Here is a 22395-nt window from a genome sequence, read left to right on the forward strand (position 1 = left end):
GCGCCTGTCGGTGATCACAAGCAGTGACGTTCTACTCCCAATGAGGTAAGTCAGGTCAAATAGATAGGCGGCGGAAGCCGTGCCACACTCCGATCTGCAAGGTTTGGCCTGCAGGCGGAGGAAACGCATGAAAAAACGGGTGAAAAGCGATCCGAACTGGCCGGAGCCGGTGGTCGTGGCGGTCGGGCGGCGGTCTCCGGAGATTATTCGAACGCCCGCAGAGGCCTTGATCTATCTCACCAACAAATGGCCCGCGGCGCGCAACGAACGCTACAGAGCGGCGACCGAGGTCTGTTCCGCCGCGCTGCGCAGGCAGATAGACGCGGCGGCTGCACGTGAGACGTTTCTATGCGCCGCACTCGAGGCGGGAATGCTCCAATAAGCCTGCTGGGCGTGAACGGCATGAAATCCGATGCGCCCACGTCGCACGGTTACCCGTTCGGGATCGAGTTCCGCATCGTGGCCTTCCGCGAGACTTCCCGCCGGAGCAGCATGCCGAAGAGGTCGCGCGGCTCGTCGGGGTCTGCCAGGAGGTCGAGATTTTCGTAAAGCCCGGTGCCGGCGAGCTTGTCGCGGATATAACGAAGCGCCGAAAAATCCTCGGTCGCAAAACCGACGCTGTCGAACAGCGTCACCTGAGCGCTGCTCGTCCTGCCTGTCGTCAGACCGGAAATCACCTGCCAGAGTTCGGTGACCGGATAGTCCGCCGGCATTTGCTGGATTTCGCCTTCGACACGGGTCTGCGGCGGATATTCAACGAAGATGTCCGAGCGCAGTAGGATATCCTTGTGAAGCTCGGTCTTGCCGGGGCAATCGCCTCCGACGGCATTGATATGGACACCCAGTCCGACCATGTTGTCGGTGAGGATGGTGGCGTTCTGCTTGTCTGCCGTCGCGGTGGTGATCACATGGGCACCCTCGATGGCCTCCTGGGAGGACTGGCATCGGATGATCTCAAAGCCCATCCCGGAAAGATTTTTGGCGCATCGTTCGGTAGCATGCGGGTCTATGTCGTAGAGCCGCAGTTTCTTGATACCGACCAGTGCCTTGAAGGCGATCGCCTGGAACTCGCTCTGCGCGCCATTGCCGATGATCGCCATGCAATCGGCGCCTTCCGGCACCAGATATTTGGCCGCCACGGCCGAGGTCGCCGCGGTGCGCAGTGCCGTCAGGATGGTCATTTCGGAAATGAGGAGCGGATAGCCGCTGTCGACATCGGAAAGCACCCCGAAGGCCGTCACGGTCTGGCGGCCGGTGCGGGTATTCTTGGGGTGACCGTTGACGTATTTGAAGCCATAGAGCGCGCCGTCGCTGGTCGGCATCAGTTCGATCACGCCTTCCTGCGAGTGGGAGGCGATACGCGGCACCTTGTCGAACGCCTCCCAACGGCGGAAATCCGCCTCGATATAGGCTGAAAGCTCCGTGAGGAAATTTTCCACGCCGACGTTCAGGACGAGATCCATCATGTTCTCGACGCTGATGAACGGCACGATGTTCAGGTTGGGCAAAGCTGGCATGGTTGGCTCCTTAGAAGGGATCATATCCTTTTCAGGCAACGCACGCCATGCATGCCGAAGCAGCTCCCGTCGTTCAGCCCCTGTCGTTCACCCCTTGTCGTTCATCGCTTCACGGAGCGCATCGTTGATGCGATCCTGCCAGCCGGGGCCATCCTCCTGAAAATAGGCGAGCACGTCGCTGTCGAGCTTCAGGGACACAAGTTCCTTGACGTTCGGCGGCGCGCGCCGCTCGACCGCGGGAGCCGGGGTGGTCTTCTTGGCCGGCGCAAACAGAGCCTCTGCGGCCTCGAGCGGATTGACGGGCCGGCGCGGGGGACGTGTCATGATCATCTCCGTAGAAAGGGAAGGGGTCCGTCGCAGTTGTTTCTGTCTGCAGACGCGGCTCCCGCCTCGAACTATCAGCAAGCGCGGCGAAATAGCAATCGCCGAGCAGGGGGGGCTACCCGACCAGTGCTGGATCCCGATGCCGGCCGAGACCTTGACGATCGAACCGGGTGGCGTCTATCCCACTCCGAAAGCTCATTCCCGTCGTTCGAAGACATCGGGGGAGGACACGCTTCATATCCTGACCATCTCGTTTACCGTTCAAAACCAGTACAGGCTTGTCATGATCCAGGACTTCTCTTCCATCATCCAGCGTTTCGGTGTCGGCAGCCGTGGAAGTTCGGCTGTCGTGCACCAAGGCACCGGCTATTTCGCGGTGACGCCCCAGTCGCCCTATGACGGGGATCTGAGTGTTGCGGAGCAGACCCGGCAATTGTTGGCCAAGGCTGAGGCGCGGCTTGCCGAAATCGGCAGCGCCAAGCAGGGCCTGATCTTCTGTGCCATCATGCTTGCCGACATGGACGGTTATGCCGAAATGAACGAGGTCTGGGACGCCTGGGTTTCGGGCATGGCCCCGCCCGCCCGAGCCTGTTTCGAGGCGCGGCTTGCCAATCCCGTCCTCAAGGTCGAGATGATCATGGTGTGCGCTGCGGCATCGGCCGAGGCTTAGTCTCAGGATCGATGCACGTTATGCATGGGTGACCTGAGGTATTGTTGCTTTTCCAGGCAGTTCCGAGCGCCTATATCATCGTCATCGAACGACGCCGGAGCCAAGAACGGATGCTGACGTCAGACAGTCTCAGGAAAGGGACCTGATCATGAACGTAGCACGCTCTTTCAATAACTGGCGCAAGTATCGCCAGACCGTCTCCGAACTCGGCCGCATGACCAGCCGCGAACTGCAGGACCTCGGCATCGACCGCGCCGACATCCGTAACGTCGCCCGCGCAGCCAGCGCTCGCTGACCTCAATATCTCTGCCGGAATTTGCATGACGCCCGCCATTGCCGCGGGCGTTTTTGCGTCGGGCGCCTGCTCTGGTCCGGACTTCCTTCGAGTTCCGTGTGCCGGTATGCGTTTTTCGTATAGCTGCACTGCAACATAATGGGTATCAATCGAGCCTGACGGGTGTATAGTCATACTTATCGAAGCGATGCACCTCCTCCCGCAGAGCTTCGTGTTATCAGACGGCCCACTCCTCCTCCCAGGGACGTCTGTAGGAACGGCGGCACTCCTCCTCCCAGCCGCTGTTCGGTTCTTTTCGGAAAGCCTGCCGCACCTCCTCCCGCGGCAGGCTTTTTCGTTTTGGGGCTGAGGGTTTTCCGAACATCAAGTTGCGCGTCTTTGGCCGTGTCCGCCCGGTGCGGGTATCCGGCGATCTCGATTCGTGCCTAGCGGCGCCTTCGAGTGGGAGGAAGCCGCGTGCGGACCCTCATGGCGAGACAGAATCCCCTTTGGCGGCCAGAATCATAGCCGTCACCGAACCGCCAGAAGAGATGGCTCGTGTGCTGGCGCTGTCGTTTCAGTGTGCCCTTTTTTCTCCTTGCGCCCGGTATTTTCTTCATCGTGAAGCCAATGTCCTACGAGACGAGCTCGATGGAGAGGAAGATCGTAACGATCGGTTAAAACCAGGCTCTTTGCGAGGCTTACGTTTACCATTTGTTAACCATGTCGGCGCTAGAAATCAGTCAACGATTTCTTTACGCAGATGACCAAAATGCTAACAGACGCTCGCTCTATCCGCATCAAGGGCCGCTCTTTTCTGGCGGTCGTCCTTGCCCCTGATCTTCCCTTCGACGACTGGCTCATCCGGCTGGATGACCTTGCGGCACGTTCCGCGGGTTTCTTTCTGGGCCGGCCTGTCGTGCTCGACGTGACCGATCTGCCGATCGACCGCGCCCAGCTGAAGGATCTGATCACCGAATTGGCCGGACGCAACGTCAATATCATGGGCATCGAGGGCGGTCGCCCTTCGATCCTAGGTCCCGGCATGCCTCCGGCACTTAAAGGTGGCCGGCCGGTCTCCGACGAGGCCGTCGCCAAGGAGCCGATCATCGAGCTGCGCAACGGCGAGCAGAAGCCGGTCGCGCCGGAGGTTCGGTCCGCGTTGCAGTCAATTGTCATCCGCGAGCCGGTCCGTTCCGGCCAGTCGGTCATCTTTCCGGAAGGCGACGTGACGATCATAGGCTCGGTCGCTTCAGGTGCCGAAATCATCGCCGGCGGATCGGTGCATATCTACGGGACCCTGCGTGGCCGGGCCATGGCGGGATCGCTTGGAAACGCGTCGGCGCGCATCTTCTGCCGCAAGCTCGAAGCCGAGCTGGTGGCAATCGACGGCATCTACAAGATGGCGGAAGACATGGCCCCGGGCCTTCGCGGACAGTCAGTCCAGCTTTGGCTCGAAGGGGATTCGATCATTGCAGAGAAACTTATTTGAGCCGAAGCCGGCCAGCAAACAGGAGAGCAAGATGGGGAAAGTCATCGTAGTCACTTCAGGCAAGGGCGGGGTTGGCAAGACGACCTCGACTGCCGCATTGGGAGCGGCTCTGGCGCAGCGAAACGAACGGGTTGTCGTCGTCGATTTTGACGTCGGGCTGCGCAACCTCGACCTGGTGATGGGCGCCGAGCGCCGGGTCGTTTACGACCTGATCAACGTCATTCAGGGCGAAGCCAAGCTTTCGCAGGCACTGATCCGTGACAAGCGGCTGGAGACGCTGTTCCTGCTGCCGGCCTCGCAGACGCGCGACAAGGACAACCTGACACCCGAGGGTGTGGAGCGGGTCATTACCGAGCTGAAGCGGGTCTTCGACTGGGTCATCTGCGACAGCCCGGCCGGGATCGAAAGCGGCGCCACGCTCGCCATGCGCCACGCCGACATGGCGGTGGTGGTCACCAATCCGGAAGTCTCGTCGGTTCGCGACTCGGACCGCATCATCGGCTTGCTCGACTCGAAGACGATGAAGGCTGAGCGCGGCGAGCGCATGGAAAAGCACCTGCTGCTGACGCGCTACGACGCCAACCGCGCGGAGCGGGGCGACATGCTGAAGGTCGAGGACGTGCTAGAGATCCTCTCCATCCCGCTCATCGGCATCATCCCGGAAAGCATGGATGTCCTGCGCGCATCGAACATCGGCGCGCCGGTCACCCTGGCGGACGCACGCAGCGCACCGGCCATGGCCTATTTCGATGCCGCACGCCGGCTTGCAGGAGAAGTTCTGCCGATCACGATCCCCGGGGAAAAGCGGGGGATATTCGGCAAGATCTTCGCACGGAGGGCCGCATGACTATATTCAACCTTTTCCGCAAACAGCGCTCCGCACCCACGGCCCGCGAACGCCTGCAGGTGCTTCTCGCCCACGAACGCTCGTCGAACGGCTCGGACCTCGTATCCTTGCTTCGCGAGGAGATTCTTGCGGTAATTGCCAAACACGTGCAGGTCGACAGCGACAAGGTGCAGGTCAAGATGGACCGTGACGAGAACGTCACGATCCTCGAGATCGACGTCGAGATCCCGTTGGGTGCCGTCAGCCAGGCTGCCTGAGCCGGCAGACTCAGCAGGGTCATGAGTTTCGAAACGCGGACAATCCGGTTGTCCGCGTTTCGTGTTTCGCGCCTGCTTGCGCGAACGAAGACGGCATGCCTGGCACGTCGCTTGCTTCGTAAAACGGTTGCCCCTGCAAAAGGAAACGGCCGTGTACGCGAACATAAATCCCTCCATCGACGTCAGGTTGCTGCGCACCACCTATCTGCTGCTCAGGGAGCGCAATGTCTCCAAAGTCGCGGTGCTGCTCGGACACAGCCAGCCGGCGGTCAGTGCCTGCCTCAAGAAGGCACGGGAAATCTTCTCCGATCCGCTTCTGGTGCGCAGCGGCCAGAAACTGGTGCTCACCGAGCGCGGTGAAGAGGTGATGACCTCGATCGCGGCGATGCTCGAAGGCCTGCTGGACACGCTGAACCGCAGCAGCCAGTTCGATCCCGGCATGGTCCACAGCCGGATGCGGATCGCCGCGGTCAATTGTTTCGGCACCTTCCTCATTCCGCCGATCGCCACCAGCATCCGGCGCGAAGCGCCCGGCATATCGGTCGACTTTTTTGCGCCCTCCGAGCAGAGCGATCTCATCGAGGATCTGGGGTCTGGCCGGGTGGACATGGTGATCGGCAACTGGCCGGCTCCGCAGCAGAGCCTGAAGTCGAGCACGCTCCTGCATTGCGAAATTGCCTGCGTGGTCCAGAAGTCGAACCCCCTGGCGAAGCGCGGCCGCCTTCTTCTCGACGACTATCTCGATGCCGACCACGTCTCGCCGACGCCGGGCTCGAATGCGGTCTACAGCCCGATCGATGGGCGGCTCGCGCAGCTCGGGATGCGCCGCCGCATCGCCATGTCTGTTCCCGAATACGCGCTGATCCCGGCAATCCTTGCCGAAACCGACCTGATCTTCACGACGGCGCGTCCGTATGCCGAATATATCGTCGCAAACGCTCCGGCCAACCATCTGCAACTCGTCGAGGCACCGCGGGAATTCGACCAGATGAACCTCTACCTTCTATGGCACGAACGGGCCCATAACAGCGGCGCCAACCGGTGGCTGCGCAATGTCATCCGCACCGTCGCGCGGCGCTTCGACCAGACGCTTCATCCGGTTCCGTCCGAAATGCCTCTGCGGGCGGTGTCCTGAAGTCGCCGAGTATAAGCAAACGGATATACCCGCTATCGACGGCCGTGGCATTCACCCGCGGACAAAATTTGCCCATGCTGCAGGCAGGATTTACATCTGCCAAAGAATTGAGCAGGCAGATTTGGCGCCGGGGAATTTCGAATGCTGATGCACACCCTTATCGTGGATGGCGCCAATCGCGATCCCGACCACGCCTGTTTCCATTGGGTCGATCGCGACAGGAGCCTGACCTATGCCGGGGCTGTCGAAGCGATGGAGCGCGCCGCGGGCGCGTTGCATAGTCTCGGGGTCAGGCCGGGCGACCGGGTGACGATCTTTGCCCACAATGGCATGGACTATCTGACGACGATGCTGGGCTGCTGGCGGCTTGGGGCGATTTCAGCCCTCGTAAACGTCAAATTCGCCGACGAACTTGCCTATTATTTCGGCGATCACCAGCCGACTGCGGTCGTTTATACCCATGACAAACATGAACAGGTGAGCGCTGCAGCCGCCGGCGTGCCGACAATCCGGGCATTGATCTGCATGGACGGGCCGCAATCGGGCGCTCACTCTCTGCCGGAGTTGATGGCGGCTGCCCTGCCGGTGCCCGCCGATCCGGGCAACGAAGATGCGATTGCCCATCTTTCCTATACGTCCGGGACCACCGGCAAACCGAAGGGCGCCTGCCTCAAGCATGAGCCGACGGTGCGCGCGACCCGCTGCATCGCCGAGCGGCTGCAGATCACGGCGGACGACGTTTCGTTCGGCCCAAGCGCCTTGTCGAGCTCTTATCAACTAGTCGGAAATCTTCTGCCGCAGCTGTCGCGCGGCGCGGCGATCAACGTGATGGGCCGCTGGACGCAGGAGACCGGTTTCGATGCTCTGGAGGCCCGCGGAGCGACCATGCTGATCGCCAACCCTCCGATCCTGACCGATCTCCTCAACGAGGCCGCGATCCGCGGCCATGCGCCGGCGAAGCTGCGCATGAGCATGTCCGGCGGCGGTCCGGTTCCGCCGGTCCTCAAGGCCGGCTGGCTGGAAAAGCTGAAGCTGCCGCTGGTCGAAAGCTATGGTCAGTCGGAACTAGGCGGTTTCGTGGCGCTCGGTTTCCCGAAGCTCGATAGCGCCGACATCGAGACCCGTCGTGCTGGCATGCCGCTGCCGGACAAGGAAGTCCGCATCCTCAATTCCGACGGTTCCGAACTTCCCTGTGGTTCGGTCGGCGAGATCGCGCTTCGCGGCGGTTTCATGTGGGGTTACTGGGGCAAGCCCGAAAAGACCGCCGAGACGTTGCGTGACGGCTGGCTGTGGACCGGTGATATCGGCACGATCGACCGGCACGGCTTTGTCACCATGATGGGACGTCGCTCCGAGCTTCTCGAAGTCGGCGGCAAGACCTGGTATCCGCGCGATGTGGAAGAGGCGCTATCGACGGTCGCCGGCATCGAGCAGGCGGCAGTGGTCGGCGTCCCGGATCCGACCATGAAGACGCGGCCGGTCGCCTTCGTGCAGGCCGCCGCACCGGTTGACGGCGAGGCCGCCAAGGCGCAGATCGCAGCGACACTTCCCTACGACCTCTCCGTAATGACGGTGATCTCGCTTGCAGAGCTGCCCATGACCCCCACCGGCAAGATCGCCAAGGCGGAGCTGGCGGCACGCGCCGCCGCGGCCTGACAATGAAACCGAGGATATGTCGATGAAGCTGAAATCGCATTGGTGGTGGGATCATACCGCAAAGGACTTCTCCGAGTTCGAGATGGAGAAGTTCGTGGCGATCCTGCCGATCGCCGCCATCGAGCAGCACGGGCCACACCTTCCGGTCCGCGTCGATGCCGCGATCAATGCCGGCATCGTCGCCCGCACGGTCGAGCTGATGGAAGACGACCTGCCGGTTCTGGTGCTGCCGATGATGCCTGTCGGCAAGTCGGTCGAGCATACTGCCTATCCGGGGACGCTGACCTTCAACTACGACACGCTGGCCAAGATGTGGTTCGAGCTCGGCGAGAGCGTCAACCGGGCCGGCTGCCGCAAGATCATCTTCGTCAATTCGCATGGCGGCCAGCCGCAAGTGATGGACATCGTCTGCCGCGAGCTGCGCATCAAGCTCGACATGTTCGCCGTCAGCGCCTGGGCGAGTGCCGGCGGCGATTTCTCCGACCTGTTCAGTGCCCATGAGATGAAGCACGGCATTCACGGTGGCGAAGCGGAGACCAGCGTGATGCTGCATCTGCATCGCGAGCTGATCGACATGCAATATGCTGAGGATTTCGTGCCGGTCTCCGTCGAGCTCGAAGCGGCCGGCGGGTTGCTGATGCCGGAAGGCCGGATCGGTTATGGCTGGCAGACCCAGGACGTGCAGCCCTCCGGCGCCTGCGGCAATGCGGCTGCCGGCGATGCCGAACGCGGTCGTCTCTATGTCGAGCGCAGCGCCGTCAACCTCCTGAAGCTGATCAAGGAAGTCCTGGATTTCCCGCTCGCCCGGATCACCTCCAAAACCATGTACAAGGGGTGATGGCTTGACGACCCCACGCGCACCATATGGCGTAGCAGGCCCCGAAAGGGGCGAGCTTCTGCTCGATGATGGCGTCGTGCTGGCGTCGGATATCTATCGTCCTCTGGGGGAGGGCAGGTTCCCGGTGCTGCTGATGCGCCAGCCTTATGGACGTGCCATCGCCTCGACATTGGTACTCGCGCACCCCTCCTGGTACGCCGCGCATGGTTATATCGTGGTCATCCAGGATGTGCGCGGCTGCGGCGATTCCAGTGGTGTCTTCGAGGCCTTCGTCAGCGAGATCGCGGATGGCGCGCACACTCTGGAATGGGCTGTCGCATTGCCTGGAAGCAACGGCAAGCTCGGCCTCTATGGCTTCAGTTACCAGGCGGTGACACAGTATTTTGCCATTGCCGGCAAGGGAAGCGTGCGGCCGGATGCGATTGCGCCTGCGATGGGCTCCTGGATGCCCGGTGACGACTGGGCCTATGAGGGCAATGCCTTCCGGCTCGGGCTCAATGCCGGCTGGGCGGCGCAGATGGCTCGGCTGACCGCGGCGCGGCGGGAGGATGCCGGGACCTTTTCTGCCCTCGGCGGCGCGGCAGATGATGCGGCCCTTCGGGACCTGCTCGTCTCCCGGTCCGACATATCGCATCTCGCCAAATGGGTGGCGGACGAGAGCGACTATTGGGACGCGGTTTCGCCCGGCGTGCTGCTGGCCGACGATCCCCTCGATATTCCGGTTCTTCATACAGGCGGCTGGGCCGACTTCCTGCTTCAGGGAACCTGGGCCGCCGATGCAGCCTTTCGGCGGAAGCATCCGGAGAGCTCACATCTGGTGATCGGCTCTTGGGCGCATGCGCCGTGGAACCGGGCATGCGGTGCCACCGACATGGGGCAGGCGGCGGAATTCTCGGTCGATCGCGCCCAGCTCGCCTTCTTCGATTTCTATCTCAAGGGGCTCGGCGAACGACCGCAGCCGGTGCGGCTGTTCGACATGGGTCGGCGCTGCTGGCTCCACCTCCCTGGTCGGCCCGAGGCATCGGACGCAGACTTCTTTCTCTCTTCGTCGGGTCTCGGCGCGGCCATGGTCAGCGATGGTAGGCTGTCGAGGGGGAGCGGTGCTGAGGGGCGGGACACGTTCGTCCACGATCCCACGCGCCCGACAGTGCTTGTAGGCGGTCATCTCGGCACACCTGCCGGTTTTGCGGATCGCAGTGGCCACGACAACCGCGCCGACGTTGCCGTCTACACAAGCGCGCCCTTCGACGCGGCGAAGTCCTATATCGGGGAAGCCTTTGCCGAGATTGAGGTCGAGACGCAGTCCCAAGGTTTCGATCTCTGCGCGACGCTGTCGCTCGTTGGCCCATCGGGAGAGGCGAGGGTGCTCAGCACCGGTTATGCGCGACTCGCAGGCGGCCGGCAGATTTTGGCACGCATCAGCCTTCGCCCGATCTGCATCACCGTCCTGGAGGGTTTCGCGTTGCGGCTTTCGCTGCAGGGCGCCGGCGTGCCGGTCTTCGAAGTTCATCCCGGCGACGGGCCGTTCGCGTCCGTGTCTGAGATGGCGCGGCGACCGATCACGATTTCCATCTGCCATGGCGGAACGACGCGTTCCCGCCTGATCATGCCCGAGGCTCTCGACCATGTCGCATAAGCATTACCTGACGCTCGACAACATCACGGCCACCTACGGCGATTCCGTCGCCGTCAGCGGCCTCACGATCGAGGTCGCCAAGGGCGAACTTCTGTCGCTGCTCGGGCCTTCCGGCTGCGGCAAGACGACGACGCTGCGGATGATCGCCGGTTTCGTGCAGCCGTCGGAAGGTCGCGTCATCCTCAACGGCGAGGATATCAGCAAGCGGCCCGTCCATACCCGCAATATCGGCGTCGTCTTCCAGTCCTACGCTCTGTTCCCGCACCTGACTGCGCTCGACAATGTCGGTTTCGGCCTGCGCATGCGCCATGTCGGCAAGGCGGAATGCCGCGCCCGGGCCGCTGCCGCCCTCGATACGGTCGGGCTTGGCGGCTATTACGATCGGTATCCCGGCCAGCTTTCCGGCGGCCAGCAGCAGCGCGTGGCGCTTGCCCGCGCGCTGGTGATCGAACCGGACGTGCTCCTCCTCGACGAGCCGCTGTCCAATCTCGACGCTCATCTTCGTGCCGACATGCGTACCGAAATCCGCACGCTGCAGCAGCGGCTTGGCATCACCACCGTCTTCGTCACGCACGACCAGCAGGAAGCGCTTGCCATGTCGGATCGCGTCGCGGTGATGAACAAGGGGTTGCTCGCCGAGATCGGCACGCCGGTCGGGCTCTGCGACCGGCCGCATTCGCCGTTCACCGCCTCCTTCCTCGGCGCCCGCACGGTGATCGAGGGGAAGACCGAGAACGGCCTGTTCTCCGCGCCGGGGCTCACCTGCGAGGGCGCACCTTCCGGCGCTACCCGCCTCGTTCTGCGTGCGTCGCGGCTCAGGCTCTCGGACGGGCCGGGGCCGCTCAATGTCGCCGGCACGCTCGTCAATGCAGCCTTCCTCGGCGACACCTACGAAGCCGATATCCAATCCGCATGCGGCATGATCCGCCTGATCGTGCCTTCGGATATGCCGCCTCCGCCCCTCGGGACGCCGTGCAGCATCCAGACCCAGCCGGGTGGCGCCACATTCATCTGACCGAAAAAGGGGAACCAAGACATGAACGTCTCGCGTCGTACATTCAACAAGCTCATCGCCGGTGCCGGTCTCGCCGCACCGTTCCACATCATCCGTCCCGCCTCCGCCCAGGAGCCCAAGAAGGGCGACGAACTGGTCGTCGGCATCTGGGGCGGCGCGCAGGAAAAGATCGTCAGGGAACATGTCGAGAAGCCGCTCGTCGAGAAATACGGCTGCAAGGTCAGCTACGTTCTTGGCGGCACCGGCGACCGCCGTGCCCGCGCCTATGCCGAGCGCGGTCGCCCGAGCTTCGACGTCCTCTACCTGAACATCTTCGAAAGCCGCCAGGCCGTGAAGGACGGCGTGACCCAGGCGCCGACGCCTGCCGTCAAGAACTTCGAGGCGCTCTATCCGAGTGCGCGAAAGGGTGGTTACGGAGTCGCCTTCAACCCCTGCACGATCGTCTATGACAAAACCAAGGCGTCGAAGCCGATCACCTCGTGGAAGGACATGTGGAACCCGGAATGGAAGGGCCGTATCGCCTGGCCGGATGGTCTGGGCGCCGAAGGCATTTCCGCGCTGATGATGGCCGCCCGCGTCTGGGGCGGAGACGAGAAGAACGCCGACATCGGCTTCGAAAAGGTCAAGGAACTGAAGCCGTTCGCAGCGATCCAGGGCAGCCAGGCCCAGCTCTTCGAAATGTTCGACCAGAAACTCGCCGATCTTTCGGTCGAGTTCGGCAGCTTCACCCAGTCTTATGTCGAAACGCGCAATCCCAATATAGCGATCGCCAAGCCGGTCGAGGGGCAGGCGCTTTCGATGAACGTTGCCTGCATCACCGAAGGCACGAAGAACCAGAAGCTCGCCGAGGAATGGATCAACCTGCACCTCTCCGAACCCTGCATGCTCGCCTACGCGCGCCAGATCTACTATTCACCGACCGTCAGCAACATCACGGTCCCGGACGACATCAAGTCGAAGCTCGTGCTCGGCGATGCCGATGTCGCCAAGCTCGTCGATTTCGATTGGGACGTGATCAATGCCAGCCGGGCCAAATGGCAGGCAAAATACGATCGGGAGATCGCAGGATGAACCGTTGGATCGGGCCGGCGCTTGCAGCGCCGGTCACCCTTTGGCTGCTTCTGTCCTTCGCGGCGCCGATGTTCGTGGTACTCGTGCTCTCCTTGCACGAGTATCCCGATCCTTTCGGCCCGCTGTTCATAACGCCGTCGATCGCGCAGTTCCGGGATATCGTCTCCGACGGCTTCTATTTCGGCGTCGTCTCCGAAACCATCCTGCTTGGCCTCGGCGTGACCGTCATCACCGCGCTTCTCGGTTACCCGCTTGCCCACTGGCTGGCACGGATGCCGGTGAAATACCGCGCGGCCGCATTCGCCGTCATCCTCATTCCGCTGCTGACCAATGTCGTGGTGCGCTCGCTCGGCATCATTCTCCTGCTGGCACCCGAAGGGCTGATCAATTCGGTCACCGGGCTGATCGGCATTCCGCCGGCCCGGTACATGCTGTTCACGCACGGCGCGGTCGCGGTCGCGCTGGCGCAGGTCTTCCTGCCCTTCATGGTGCTGGCGCTCTACGATAACCTGCAGAACACTTCGCCGCGCGTGCATGAAGCGGCCCAGAGCCTCGGCGCCTCTCCCGCGGTCCGGTTTCTCACCGTCGACCTGCCGCTTTCGCTGCCCGGCCTGCGCTCCGGCACTGTGATCGTTTTCCTGATGGCGACCACGGCTTACGTTTCCGCCTCCCTGCTCGGCGGAAAGAAGGTCTGGACCACGGGCATGCTGGTGCTGCAGGAAGCGATCAAGAACCTCAATGCGCCGCTTGCCGCAGCACTTGCTATCATCATGACCGTCACCGGTCTCGCGTTTGCGGCGCTCTGCGCCTATTCGCTCAACCGCCTGATGCCGTGGCTGAAGGGCAAGCCCAGCAATCCCTGGAGCATACCGCGCTGGTTGGTGCCGATCATCAACATCCTCGGGCCGATCGTCTCGAAACTGCTGCTCGCCATCTCGCTGCTGCTCCTGCTGCTGCCGCTGGTGCTGGTCTGCATCCAGAGTTTCAACGACGTGCCGCAGGCGACCGCTTCCGGCTTCCGCGGTTTCACCCTCAAATGGTACGAGGCGGTGTTTTTTGCCGGAACCTACGCGGATGCCTTTTGGGTGTCGGTGCGGCTTGCCGTCACCTCGATGCTGGTGGCGCTTTCGCTTTCGCTGCCGGCGGCCTTCGCGCTCGCCCGTTATCCGTTCAAGGGTCGCTCCGCGCTCCTGGCTTTCTGGCTGCTGCCGATGTCGCTGCCCCACGTGGCGATCGGGGTCGGAATGCTGCGGCTCTTGCAGATCTACCTGATCATTCCGCCCTTCCTCGGCCTCGTGGCGATCCACGTGATCGTCATTCTGCCGTTTGCGATCACGCTTCTGACCACCTCGGTCATGGGGCTCGACCGGGCGCAGGAGGAGGCGGCGGCGAGCCTCGGCGCAAGCCCGGTGCGGCGCTTCTTCCTGATCATCATGCCAGGCCTGGCGCCGGGGCTGTTCGCAGCCGGCATCGTCGGCTTCCTGCTGAGCTTCGGCGAGGTGACGGTGACGAGCTTCCTCACCACCGCCCGACTGACGACGCTGCCGGTCCGCATCTACGCGGAATCGACCTTCAGCCTGGAGCCGACCGCGCATGCCATCTCGGCCGTCCTGATCCTCTTCACCGTCATCGCGCTGGCCCTGCTGGGCAGGGTGGTCCGCCTCGACCGTCTCTACGCGCGGTGAGTTGGAAACGATAGCGGGCGGACCGTCCGGTCCGCTTGACAGACATAGCGAAAACCGACAGTTATCGTGTTCTTCCGAGGGGGGCATCTTGACGATGCTGAGATGGCGGTGAGCCGGACCCTTGAACCTGATCCGGGTCATGCCGGCGTAGGAACGGAAATAAGCGTCATTCGACGATACTTTCTCTTCTCCGCTTTACCTGGATCTCCGTGATTGACTGATCTGGAGATCGACCGATGACATCCATTCTTCCCGTTGTCCCGAAAGGGCATCCGGTCCCGGCGTGCAGGTTCGGCGCGTAGCATCATGCGCGCGTCCCATGCGGTCATCGGCCTCGTCCTGCTTGTCGCCCTCTGGCAAGCGGGCGTCTGGCTGTTTGCTCCGCCCCGCTACATTCTGCCGTCTCCGATTGCCGTCGCTTCCGCCTTCGGGCGGCAGCCGGGTTTCCTGCTGCAGAACGGCCTCGTCACGCTGACGGAAATCGCGCTGGGCCTCGCGATCGGCGCAGGCCTCGGCATCGCCACGGCATTCGGGGTCGCCGCGTTGCCGCGGCTTGGCCGTCTCGTCTGGCCGATGGTGCTGATCCTGCAGGCCTTTCCCGTCTTCGTGCTGGCGCCGATCCTGGTTCTCTGGCTGGGTTTCGGGCTCGCCTCGAAGGTGGCGATGACGACGATCATCATCTTCTTTCCGGTCGCCTCCGCCTTTGCCGACGGTCTTCGCCGCACCGATCAGGAAATCCTTGACGCCGTCTCGCTGGAGGGCGCGAACCACTGGCAGACGCTGGTGTCGATGCGCGTGCCGCTGGCGATCCCGAGCCTCGTCTCCGGTCTTCGGGTCGCTGCCCCGCTTGCGCCGCTTGGAGCCGTGGTCGGCGAATGGGTGGGCGCGTCCGGCGGGCTCGGCTTCGTGATGGTCCAGGCCAATGCCCGCATGCAGACCGACACCGTGTTCGCGGCGATGACCATACTGGCAATCCTTACCCTCATTCTAAGGCTTCTCATCGACCGGCTGACCGCCGGGCTCGCCCCGTGGGCCAGCGAAGCCGACCTCTCATCTTCATCCTCATCCCAGTTCGCATCAAGGAGTTCCGTCCGATCATGATCCGTATCCTCACCGCGTCCTTCATCGCGCTAGCCAGCCTTGCCACCCCGATTTCTGCGCAGGCCGCCGACAAGCTCAGCGTGCTGCTCGAATGGTTTGTCAATCCGGACCATGCGCCGATGGTCATCGCCCAGCAACGCGGGCTGTTTGGCGATGCCAATCTCGACGTCGAGCTTATCCCGCCGTCCGATGCCTCCGCGGTGCCGCGCCTCGTCTCCGCAGGGCAGGCGGATATCGGCATCCACTACCAGCCCAATCTCTATCTCGACCACGAGGCAGGCCTGCCGCTCGTGCGGTTCGGCACGCTGGTCGAGACGCCCTTGAACACCGTCACTGTGCTGGCGGACGGTCCGATCAAGAGCCTCAAGGACCTGAAGGGCAAGAAGGTCGGCTTTTCCGTCACCGGCTTCGAGGATGCGATGCTGAAGCGCATGCTGGCCTCCGAAGGGCTTTCGAACGGCGATGTGGAACTGATCAACGTCAATTTTTCGCTCTCACCGTCGCTGATCGGCGGCAAGGTGGATGCGACGCTCGGCGGGTTCCGCAATTTCGAGCTGACCCAGATGAAGCTGGAAGGCCATGCGGGGCGCGCATTTTTCCCGGAGGAGCACGGCGTTCCGGCCTATGACGAGCTGATCTTCGTCACCCGCCGTGATTTTGCCGCGGACAGCCGGCTGCCGCGTTTCCTGCATGCCGTCGAACAGGCTTCGATCTACATCACCAATCATCCGCAGGAGGCCTGGCAGCTGTTCGTCAAGGCCTATCCCAACCTCGACGACGAACTGAACCGCGCCGCGTTTTTCGACACGCTGCCGCGCTTTGCCAAGCGTCCGGCCGCACTCGACCAGGGCCGTTACCAGCGCTTCGCCGCCTTCATGCAGGAAATGGGATTGATCAAGACCGTGCCGCCGATCGGGGACCTCGCGGTCGAAATCAAGTAGGCCAAGCTGCTGATATTGTTTGATTTGAACGCCGGGGTTCGCGTAACGTGATTTCCGTGCCAGATAGGCATCGCACGTTACGTACCCCCGGAGTTTGCTTGACCATCGGACTTGCCCATGCGGAACTGATCGCGGTTCTGTCCGCCGTCACCGGCGACGAGCCGCGCGTGATGACGGTTCGCTCCGGAGATGCGCTGCCGTCCGGCCCCTTCGAACTTGGGCACAGGAGCCTGCAGGCCGGGCTTCGCGAATGGGTCGGGGACCAGACGGGCCATCCGCTCGGTTATCTCGAACAGCTCTATACCTTCGCCGATCGCGACCGGACCCATGAGGATGCCGAGGGGCGGACGATCTCGATCAGCTATCTCGGCCTGGTCCGCGAGCAGGCCGCGCCCGGTGCCGGAAAACCCGGTTGGCACGGCTGGTACGAATATTTCCCCTGGGAAGACCATCGCGGGGGGAGGCCGGAAATCCTGGCCGCCATCACCGGCCGCCTGCAGGATTGGGTTGCGGCGGAAACTGCGCGGCGCGAACACCGCCGGCGCCGCGTCGATTTTGCCTTCGGCCTCGACGGCGCCGCCTGGAACGAGGATCTCGGCCTGCAGCGTTACGAACTGATGTACGAGGCGGGGCTCGTCGCCGAGGCGGGCTGCTCGCCGGCCAAAAGTTTCGGGCGTTCGATGTTTGCCGACCACCGCCGCATCCTGGCGACCGGGATCGCGCGGCTGCGCGCCAAGATCAAGTACCGCCCGGTGGTCTTCGAATTGATGCCGGAGAGTTTTACGCTGTCGCAATTGCAGCGCACTGTCGAGGCGCTGGCTGGCCTGACGCTGCACAAGCCGAATTTCCGCCGGCTGATCGACCAGCAGGAGCTGATCGAGGAAACCGGCGAGACGACCAGCGAAACCGGCGGGAGACCGGCCAAGCTTTTCCGCTACCGCCATGCGGTCCTCGAAGAGCGGGCGCTTTCCGGTTCGAAACTTCCGCTTTCACGTAATTGACATAAACTCGAATCGAGAATATGTCTCTGCGCCGGATATACTCACTTCGAGTATAAAAGGAGCTGCTGATGAATTCTCCGCTTTCGGTTTCCCAGCTTTACGATCGTGTCAGCCGTGTCATCCCCAAGGCCGAGTGGATGAGCTACGAGGCGGATGTCGCAGCGATCCTTGAGTTGAAGCGCACCCGCAACGCCGTGATCCTCGCTCACAATTACCAGACGCCGGAAATCTTCCATGGCGTCGCGGATATCGTTGGCGACAGTCTGGCGCTTGCCCGCAAGGCGATCGAGGTGGATGCGGATGTCATCGTGCTTGCCGGCGTCCACTTCATGGCCGAAACGGCAAAGCTCTTGAACCCGGGAAAGACGGTGCTGATCCCGGACATGGCGGCGGGCTGTTCGCTGGCGGATTCGATCACGCCCGAGGACATCGCGCTGCTGCGGCAGGCGCATCCCGGCGTGCCGATCATCACCTATGTGAACACGTCTGCGGCGGTGAAGGCTGCATCCGACATCTGCTGCACCTCCGGCAATGCCAAGCAGGTGGTGGAATCGCTCGGCGTTCCCAAAGTGCTGATGATCCCGGACGAATACCTGGCGCAGAACGTGGCGCGGGAAACCAATGTGGAGATCATCGCCTGGCACGGCCATTGCGAAGTGCACGAGTTGTTCAATGCGCAGGATGTCCGCGATCTGCGCGAAGCACATCCGGGCGTGGTGGTGCTGGCGCATCCGGAATGCCCGCCGGAAGTGGTGGCCGAGGCCGACTTTGCGGGCTCGACGGCCGTGATGTCGGATTATGTCGGCCAAAAGAAGCCGGCCCGTGTCGTGCTTCTGACCGAGTGCTCGATGAGCGACAATGTCGCCGTGCATCATCCGGATGTGGAATTCGTGCGGCCCTGCAATCTCTGCCCGCACATGAAGCGGATCACGCTTGCCAACATCCGCAAGGCGCTGGAGGAAAACCGGCACGAGGTGACTGTCGATCCGTCGATCGCGGTTGCCGCCCGCCGTGCGGTCGAGAGGATGCTCGCCATATGACCGAAATCCTCGACCATCTTGCCGGCCGCATCGCGATCGTCGGCAGCGGTCTGGCGGGGCTGGTGACGGCGCTGACATTGGCGCCTCAGCCCGTCGTGCTGATCACCCGCGCCGCCTTGGGTGCGGAAACGTCGAGCGCCTGGGCGCAGGGCGGCATTGCGGCGAGCCTCGGCACCGACGACAGCGCGGACCTGCATCTGGCTGATACGCTTGCAGCCGGCGACGGACTTTGTGATCCGGCCGTCGCCGCTTCGATCCTGAGGCAAGCTCCGAACGCCATCGCCATCCTGGAAAAATTCGGCGTGCGTTTCGACCGGGCCGCTGAAGGTTCGCTTTCGCTCGGCCTGGAGGCTGCCCATTCGCGCCGCCGTATCGTGCATGCGGCGGGCGACGGATCGGGTGCGGCGATCGTCCGGGCTCTGGTCGAAGCCGTTTCCAGAACCCAGTCGGTCACGGTGCTTGACGGTGTCGAGGTTCGTCGGCTTTTGACGGATGGCGGCGCAGTGTCTGGCCTGCTCTGCGCGGTGGGCAAGGGCGCGATCATCCTGCCGACCTCGCGGGTGGTTCTGGCGACCGGCGGTCTCGGCGGGCTGTATGACGCGACCACCAATCCCACCGGCAATTTCGGGCAGGGCGTGATGCTTGCGGCACGGGCCGGTGCGCTGCTTGCGGATATGGAATTCGTCCAGTTCCACCCCACCGCGCTGGACTCGCAGCGACGGCCGCTGGCGCTGGTGAGCGAGGCCGTACGCGGCGAGGGCGCGGTGCTGGTCAACGAAAGGGGCGAGCGTTTTCTCGCCCGCGAACCGGGTGCCGAACTGGCGCCGCGGGATATCGTGGCCCGTGCGATCAGCGCCGAGATCGCCCGCGGCGGACGCGTCTTCCTCGATGCCCGGCCGGCGCTCGGAAGAGGGTTCTCCAGACGGTTTCCGGCGATTGACGCGCTCTGCCGGGAGGCGAGCGTCGATCCCAATTCCGACCTCATCCCGGTCCGGCCTGCCGTTCACTACCACATGGGCGGGGTAGCGACGGACGCGAATGGCCGCAGCTCATTGCCCGGTCTCTGGGTGGTCGGCGAGGCGGCTTCCACCGGTCTCCACGGCGCCAACCGGCTGGCCAGCAACTCGCTTCTGGAAGCGGCCGTCATGGGCATGCGGGCCGCGCAGGACCTTTTGGCAACGTCCTCTGGAACGCCTTATCAGGTCACCGATGCCGAACTGCCGGTGCCGGCGGATATTTCCGCCGTACGGCCGATCGTATCGCGGCATCTCGGCGTCCTCAGAAACGCCGGCGCCATTCATGGTGCGATCGCCGGTCTATTGCCGCTCGTCGAAAGCGAAGGACCGGTCGCCGATCCGGCAATCGTCGCGCTGCTGATCGCAGTCTTCGCGTCGCTGCGAAAGGAATCCCGCGGCGCGCATGCCCGCACCGATTTCCCGCTGAAGCTTGGCTATGCGGAGCGGCGGCAGATGCGTCTTGCCGATGCGCTGGAGATCGCCCGTGCGACCGCTTCCCATCCCCTTGCCCGGAGTGCCTGACATGATCCTTGCAGCCCTTCCGCGACTTCTCGTCGAACCGCCTGTGCGCCTAGCACTTCTGGAAGATCTCGGCCTTGCCGGCGACGTCACGTCGACGGCGGTCATTCCGGCTGGTCATCGCTCGACGGTCGTCATGGCGGCCCGCAAACCGGGTGTCATCGCCGGGCTCGACGCGGCCGAGCTCGCCTTCCAGCTCGTCGATCCGAAGATCGTCATGACACGCCACGTCGAAGATGGCGGCGTGGTGAAGCCCGGCGACGTGATCGCCACGATCGAAGGTCCGTCCCGCGGGCTTCTGACCGGCGAACGGACGGCACTCAATTTTCTTGGCCATCTCTCCGGCATCGCCAGCGTCACGGCCGGCATCGTTGCGGCGATCGCGGGCACCAGGGCCTCCGTCGTCTGCACCCGCAAGACGACGCCCGGACTTCGGGCGCTTGAAAAATACGCGGTGCGTGCCGGCGGCGGCATGAACCATCGTTTCGCGCTCTATGACGCCGCGCTGATCAAGGACAATCATGTGGCGATTGCCGGCGGCATCGCCGAATCCATCCGCCGCGCCAAGGCGGGCGTCGGGCATATGGTGAAGATCGAGGTGGAGGTGGATACGCTCGACCAGCTTCACGAAGCCATGGAAGTGGGTGTCGATGCGGTGCTGCTCGACAACATGACGCCGGAGCAGCTTCGCGAGGCGGTCGATATCGTCGCCGGCCGGGCGATCACCGAAGCGTCAGGCGGGATCACGCCGGTGACGGCCGCCGCCGTGGCCGCCTCGGGCGTCGATCTGCTCTCCGTCGGCTGGATCACCCACAGCGCGCCGACGCTGGATATCGGGCTCGATTTTCGCTCGGCAAGTTAGGGTGGGCGGCGCCAGAGGCTTCCGGTGTCGTTGAAAACAATGGTACATCCTTGATCCGGAACACTGAACGGGCAAGGAGCGCAAGATGCCGAGAATAGCCGAAGACCAGATCGACACCGTGCTGGCTCTCGTCGATGCCGATATCGACAAGAGCCTCCGGCGCCTCTTTGATCTGATCCGTATTCCGAGCATTTCGACAGACCCCGGCTATCGCGACCAGTGCAAGGCGGCGGCCGAGTGGCTGAGCCGCGATCTCGCGTCGATCGGCTTCGAGGCCTCCGTCCGGCCGACCACGGGCCATCCAATGGTCGTCGCGCACCAGAAGGATGCAGCCGGACCGCATCTGCTGTTCTATGGGCATTACGACGTCCAGCCCGTCGATCCGCTGGCGCTCTGGACGAGCGATCCGTTCGAGCCGCGGCTGGAGCCGTTGCCGAACGGCGATACCGCGATCGTCGCGCGCGGTGCCTCAGACGACAAGGGGCAGATGATGACCTTCGTCGAAGCCTGCCGCGCCTGGAAGGCGGTGACCGGCAAGCTGCCGGTGCAGGTCAGCATCCTTTTCGAGGGCGAGGAGGAGGCAGGCAGCCCGAGCCTTGCGCCGTTCCTCGATGCGACCGCGGAAGAGCTGAAGGCCGACATGGTCTATGTCTGCGACACCGACATGTGGGACCGGGAGACGCCGGCCGTCACCACCATGCTGCGCGGGCTCTACAGCACCGAGGTCGAGATTACCTGCGCCGACCGGGATCTGCATTCCGGCATGTTCGGCAATGCCGCCCGCAACGCGCTCCAGGTTCTCGCGGACGTGGTCGCGAGCCTCAGGACGCCGGATGGCGGCGTGGCGGTCGAAGGCTTTTACAATGGCGTCACGGAACTGCCGGAAGCCATCGAGGCGCAGTGGCAGCGGCTGCCGTTCGACGAGAAGGGTTTTCTCGCCGATATCGGGCTCGCGATCCCGGCGGGCGAGGCGGGCCGGTCCATCCTGGAACAGGTCTGGGCGCGGCCGAGCTGCGAGATTAATGGCATCAGCGGCGGTTATACGGGCGAGGGCTTCAAGACCGTGATCCCCGCCAAGGCGATGGCGAAGATCTCGTTCCGGCTGGTCGACGGACAAGTTCCGGAAAAGATCCGCGACGCCTTCAAGGCGCATGTCGCGGCGCGCATTCCGCTCGACTGCTCGGTAACGTTCAAGGATTTTGGCCTGGCGCCGGCGACCGTGATGCCGATCGAAAGCCCGTTCCTGACGAAGACGCTCGCAGCGCTTTCGACCGAGTGGGAATGCGAGGCGGCGCTCGCCGGAACCGGCGGCTCGATCCCGATCATCGGTGAGTTCAAGCGCCGGCTCGGCTGCGACGCGCTGCTCGTCGGCTTTGCCCGCTTCGACAACCGCGTTCACAGCCCGAACGAGAAATACGACCTGTCGAGCTTCCACAAGGGCATCCGCTCCTGGGTCCGCATTCTCGCCGAACTTGCCGAGTGAACTAGCCGACTGATC

22 protein-coding genes and 1 riboswitch are annotated in these 22395 nt (G+C 63.4%); of the genes, 20 read left to right on the forward strand and 2 right to left on the reverse strand.

Annotated elements, in window-relative coordinates; genetic code table 11:
* Positions 1 to 127 precede the first annotated feature (127 nt).
* Positions 128 to 382 (forward strand): DUF982 domain-containing protein, encoded by a 255-nt coding sequence (locus C5J26_RS03975; RefSeq protein WP_105400585.1) that lies wholly within the window; start codon positions 128 to 130, stop codon positions 380 to 382.
* 49 nt (positions 383 to 431) lie between these two features.
* On the opposite strand, the gene C5J26_RS03980 is transcribed toward C5J26_RS03975, so the two are convergent.
* Both C5J26_RS03980 and C5J26_RS03985 read right to left on the reverse strand, forming a co-directional pair.
* Positions 432 to 1517: an ornithine cyclodeaminase gene (locus C5J26_RS03980; RefSeq protein ID WP_105400586.1), complete on the reverse strand. Its 1086-nt coding sequence runs from the start codon at positions 1515 to 1517 to the stop codon at positions 432 to 434.
* An 87-nt stretch (positions 1518 to 1604) separates the two neighbouring features.
* Positions 1605 to 1841 (reverse strand): BrnA antitoxin family protein, encoded by a 237-nt coding sequence (locus C5J26_RS03985; RefSeq protein ID WP_105400587.1) that lies wholly within the window; start codon positions 1839 to 1841, stop codon positions 1605 to 1607.
* 139 nt (positions 1842 to 1980) lie between these two features.
* On the opposite strand from C5J26_RS03985, the gene C5J26_RS03990 reads away from it, so the two are divergent.
* The 19 genes from C5J26_RS03990 to C5J26_RS04080 all read left to right on the forward strand — a co-directional run bounded on the left by C5J26_RS03990 (position 1981) and on the right by C5J26_RS04080 (position 22380).
* Positions 1981 to 2511 carry a RidA family protein gene (locus C5J26_RS03990; RefSeq protein ID WP_245441046.1) on the forward strand — a complete coding sequence of 177 codons (531 nt, stop codon included), beginning with the start codon at positions 1981 to 1983 and terminating at the stop codon, positions 2509 to 2511.
* Between the two features lie 148 nt (positions 2512 to 2659).
* The gene (locus tag C5J26_RS03995) at positions 2660 to 2806 is read left to right on the forward strand and encodes a DUF1127 domain-containing protein (protein ID WP_080951260.1); all 147 of its coding nucleotides are present in this window, start codon (positions 2660 to 2662) and stop codon (positions 2804 to 2806) included.
* 742 nt (positions 2807 to 3548) lie between these two features.
* Positions 3549 to 4277 carry a septum site-determining protein MinC gene (gene minC / locus C5J26_RS04000; RefSeq protein ID WP_046668565.1) on the forward strand — a complete coding sequence of 243 codons (729 nt, stop codon included), beginning with the start codon at positions 3549 to 3551 and terminating at the stop codon, positions 4275 to 4277.
* Between the two features lie 31 nt (positions 4278 to 4308).
* Positions 4309 to 5124 (forward strand): septum site-determining protein MinD, encoded by an 816-nt coding sequence (gene minD / locus C5J26_RS04005; protein ID WP_038543948.1) that lies wholly within the window; start codon positions 4309 to 4311, stop codon positions 5122 to 5124.
* Entirely contained in the window at positions 5121 to 5381 is a 261-nt protein-coding gene (gene minE, locus C5J26_RS04010; protein WP_007759331.1) for a cell division topological specificity factor MinE, read from the forward strand. The genes minD and minE overlap by 4 nt, the downstream gene beginning before the upstream one ends.
* Before the next feature lie 151 nt (positions 5382 to 5532).
* Positions 5533 to 6516, forward strand: coding sequence for a LysR family transcriptional regulator (locus C5J26_RS04015; RefSeq protein WP_172745744.1), 984 nt, complete (start codon positions 5533 to 5535; stop codon positions 6514 to 6516).
* Between the two features lie 141 nt (positions 6517 to 6657).
* Positions 6658 to 8172 carry a class I adenylate-forming enzyme family protein gene (locus C5J26_RS04020; protein ID WP_105400589.1) on the forward strand — a complete coding sequence of 505 codons (1515 nt, stop codon included), beginning with the start codon at positions 6658 to 6660 and terminating at the stop codon, positions 8170 to 8172.
* 22 nt (positions 8173 to 8194) lie between these two features.
* Complete coding sequence (locus C5J26_RS04025) at positions 8195 to 9010, forward strand: creatininase family protein (protein WP_105400945.1); 816 nt, start codon at positions 8195 to 8197, stop codon at positions 9008 to 9010.
* Between the two features lie 4 nt (positions 9011 to 9014).
* Positions 9015 to 10646: a CocE/NonD family hydrolase gene (locus C5J26_RS04030; RefSeq protein WP_206051151.1), complete on the forward strand. Its 1632-nt coding sequence runs from the start codon at positions 9015 to 9017 to the stop codon at positions 10644 to 10646.
* Entirely contained in the window at positions 10636 to 11661 is a 1026-nt protein-coding gene (locus C5J26_RS04035) for an ABC transporter ATP-binding protein (protein ID WP_105400590.1), read from the forward strand. The genes C5J26_RS04030 and C5J26_RS04035 overlap by 11 nt, the downstream gene beginning before the upstream one ends.
* Positions 11662 to 11682: 21 nt before the next feature.
* Complete coding sequence (locus tag C5J26_RS04040; RefSeq protein ID WP_105400591.1) at positions 11683 to 12732, forward strand: PotD/PotF family extracellular solute-binding protein; 1050 nt, start codon at positions 11683 to 11685, stop codon at positions 12730 to 12732.
* Positions 12729 to 14417, forward strand: a complete 1689-nt coding sequence (locus C5J26_RS04045; RefSeq protein ID WP_105400592.1) for an ABC transporter permease subunit — start codon at positions 12729 to 12731, stop codon at positions 14415 to 14417. Before C5J26_RS04040 ends, C5J26_RS04045 begins: the two co-directional genes overlap by 4 nt.
* A 67-nt stretch (positions 14418 to 14484) precedes the next feature.
* Positions 14485 to 14588, forward strand: a riboswitch (TPP riboswitch).
* A 135-nt stretch (positions 14589 to 14723) separates the two neighbouring features.
* The gene (locus C5J26_RS04050; RefSeq protein WP_105400593.1) at positions 14724 to 15518 is read left to right on the forward strand and encodes an ABC transporter permease; all 795 of its coding nucleotides are present in this window, start codon (positions 14724 to 14726) and stop codon (positions 15516 to 15518) included.
* Positions 15515 to 16459 (forward strand): ABC transporter substrate-binding protein, encoded by a 945-nt coding sequence (locus C5J26_RS04055; RefSeq protein ID WP_172745745.1) that lies wholly within the window; start codon positions 15515 to 15517, stop codon positions 16457 to 16459. Before C5J26_RS04050 ends, C5J26_RS04055 begins: the two co-directional genes overlap by 4 nt.
* 98 nt (positions 16460 to 16557) lie before the next feature.
* On the forward strand, positions 16558 to 17460 hold the full coding sequence (locus tag C5J26_RS04060) for a hypothetical protein (RefSeq protein WP_105400594.1): 903 nt from the start codon (positions 16558 to 16560) through the stop codon (positions 17458 to 17460).
* A 68-nt stretch (positions 17461 to 17528) separates the two neighbouring features.
* The gene (gene nadA, locus C5J26_RS04065; RefSeq protein ID WP_105400595.1) at positions 17529 to 18500 is read left to right on the forward strand and encodes a quinolinate synthase NadA; all 972 of its coding nucleotides are present in this window, start codon (positions 17529 to 17531) and stop codon (positions 18498 to 18500) included.
* Entirely contained in the window at positions 18497 to 20038 is a 1542-nt protein-coding gene (locus C5J26_RS04070) for an L-aspartate oxidase (RefSeq protein ID WP_105400596.1), read from the forward strand. The genes nadA and C5J26_RS04070 overlap by 4 nt, the downstream gene beginning before the upstream one ends.
* 1 nt (position 20039) lies before the next feature.
* Entirely contained in the window at positions 20040 to 20897 is an 858-nt protein-coding gene (gene nadC / locus C5J26_RS04075) for a carboxylating nicotinate-nucleotide diphosphorylase (RefSeq protein ID WP_105400597.1), read from the forward strand.
* A gap of 85 nt (positions 20898 to 20982) precedes the next feature.
* A complete protein-coding gene (locus C5J26_RS04080) occupies positions 20983 to 22380 on the forward strand; it encodes a dipeptidase (RefSeq protein ID WP_105400598.1) in 1398 nt (465 codons plus the stop codon).
* The last annotated feature ends 15 nt before the right edge of the window (positions 22381 to 22395 follow it).

The sequence above is a fragment of the Neorhizobium sp. T7_12 genome (assembly GCF_002968535.1).
Taxonomy (GTDB): domain Bacteria; phylum Pseudomonadota; class Alphaproteobacteria; order Rhizobiales; family Rhizobiaceae; genus Neorhizobium; species Neorhizobium tomejilense.

What these genes read in the sequence shown, in the direction of transcription:
- C5J26_RS03975 (WP_105400585.1), top strand. Translation starts at nt 128, where the DNA reads ATGAAAAAACGGGTGAAAAGCGATCCGAACTGGCCGGAGCCGGTGGTC.
- C5J26_RS03980 (WP_105400586.1), bottom strand. Translation starts at nt 1,517, where the DNA reads ATGCCAGCTTTGCCCAACCTGAACATCGTGCCGTTCATCAGCGTCGAG.
- C5J26_RS03985 (WP_105400587.1), bottom strand. Translation starts at nt 1,841, where the DNA reads ATGACACGTCCCCCGCGCCGGCCCGTCAATCCGCTCGAGGCCGCAGAG.
- C5J26_RS03990 (WP_245441046.1), top strand. Translation starts at nt 1,981, where the DNA reads ATGCCGGCCGAGACCTTGACGATCGAACCGGGTGGCGTCTATCCCACT.
- C5J26_RS03995 (WP_080951260.1), top strand. Translation starts at nt 2,660, where the DNA reads ATGAACGTAGCACGCTCTTTCAATAACTGGCGCAAGTATCGCCAGACC.
- minC (WP_046668565.1), top strand. Translation starts at nt 3,549, where the DNA reads ATGACCAAAATGCTAACAGACGCTCGCTCTATCCGCATCAAGGGCCGC.
- minD (WP_038543948.1), top strand. Translation starts at nt 4,309, where the DNA reads ATGGGGAAAGTCATCGTAGTCACTTCAGGCAAGGGCGGGGTTGGCAAG.
- minE (WP_007759331.1), top strand. Translation starts at nt 5,121, where the DNA reads ATGACTATATTCAACCTTTTCCGCAAACAGCGCTCCGCACCCACGGCC.
- C5J26_RS04020 (WP_105400589.1), top strand. Translation starts at nt 6,658, where the DNA reads ATGCTGATGCACACCCTTATCGTGGATGGCGCCAATCGCGATCCCGAC.
- C5J26_RS04025 (WP_105400945.1), top strand. Translation starts at nt 8,195, where the DNA reads ATGAAGCTGAAATCGCATTGGTGGTGGGATCATACCGCAAAGGACTTC.
- C5J26_RS04035 (WP_105400590.1), top strand. Translation starts at nt 10,636, where the DNA reads ATGTCGCATAAGCATTACCTGACGCTCGACAACATCACGGCCACCTAC.
- C5J26_RS04040 (WP_105400591.1), top strand. Translation starts at nt 11,683, where the DNA reads ATGAACGTCTCGCGTCGTACATTCAACAAGCTCATCGCCGGTGCCGGT.
- C5J26_RS04045 (WP_105400592.1), top strand. Translation starts at nt 12,729, where the DNA reads ATGAACCGTTGGATCGGGCCGGCGCTTGCAGCGCCGGTCACCCTTTGG.
- C5J26_RS04050 (WP_105400593.1), top strand. Translation starts at nt 14,724, where the DNA reads ATGCGCGCGTCCCATGCGGTCATCGGCCTCGTCCTGCTTGTCGCCCTC.
- C5J26_RS04055 (WP_172745745.1), top strand. Translation starts at nt 15,515, where the DNA reads ATGATCCGTATCCTCACCGCGTCCTTCATCGCGCTAGCCAGCCTTGCC.
- nadA (WP_105400595.1), top strand. Translation starts at nt 17,529, where the DNA reads ATGAATTCTCCGCTTTCGGTTTCCCAGCTTTACGATCGTGTCAGCCGT.
- C5J26_RS04070 (WP_105400596.1), top strand. Translation starts at nt 18,497, where the DNA reads ATGACCGAAATCCTCGACCATCTTGCCGGCCGCATCGCGATCGTCGGC.
- nadC (WP_105400597.1), top strand. Translation starts at nt 20,040, where the DNA reads ATGATCCTTGCAGCCCTTCCGCGACTTCTCGTCGAACCGCCTGTGCGC.
- C5J26_RS04080 (WP_105400598.1), top strand. Translation starts at nt 20,983, where the DNA reads ATGCCGAGAATAGCCGAAGACCAGATCGACACCGTGCTGGCTCTCGTC.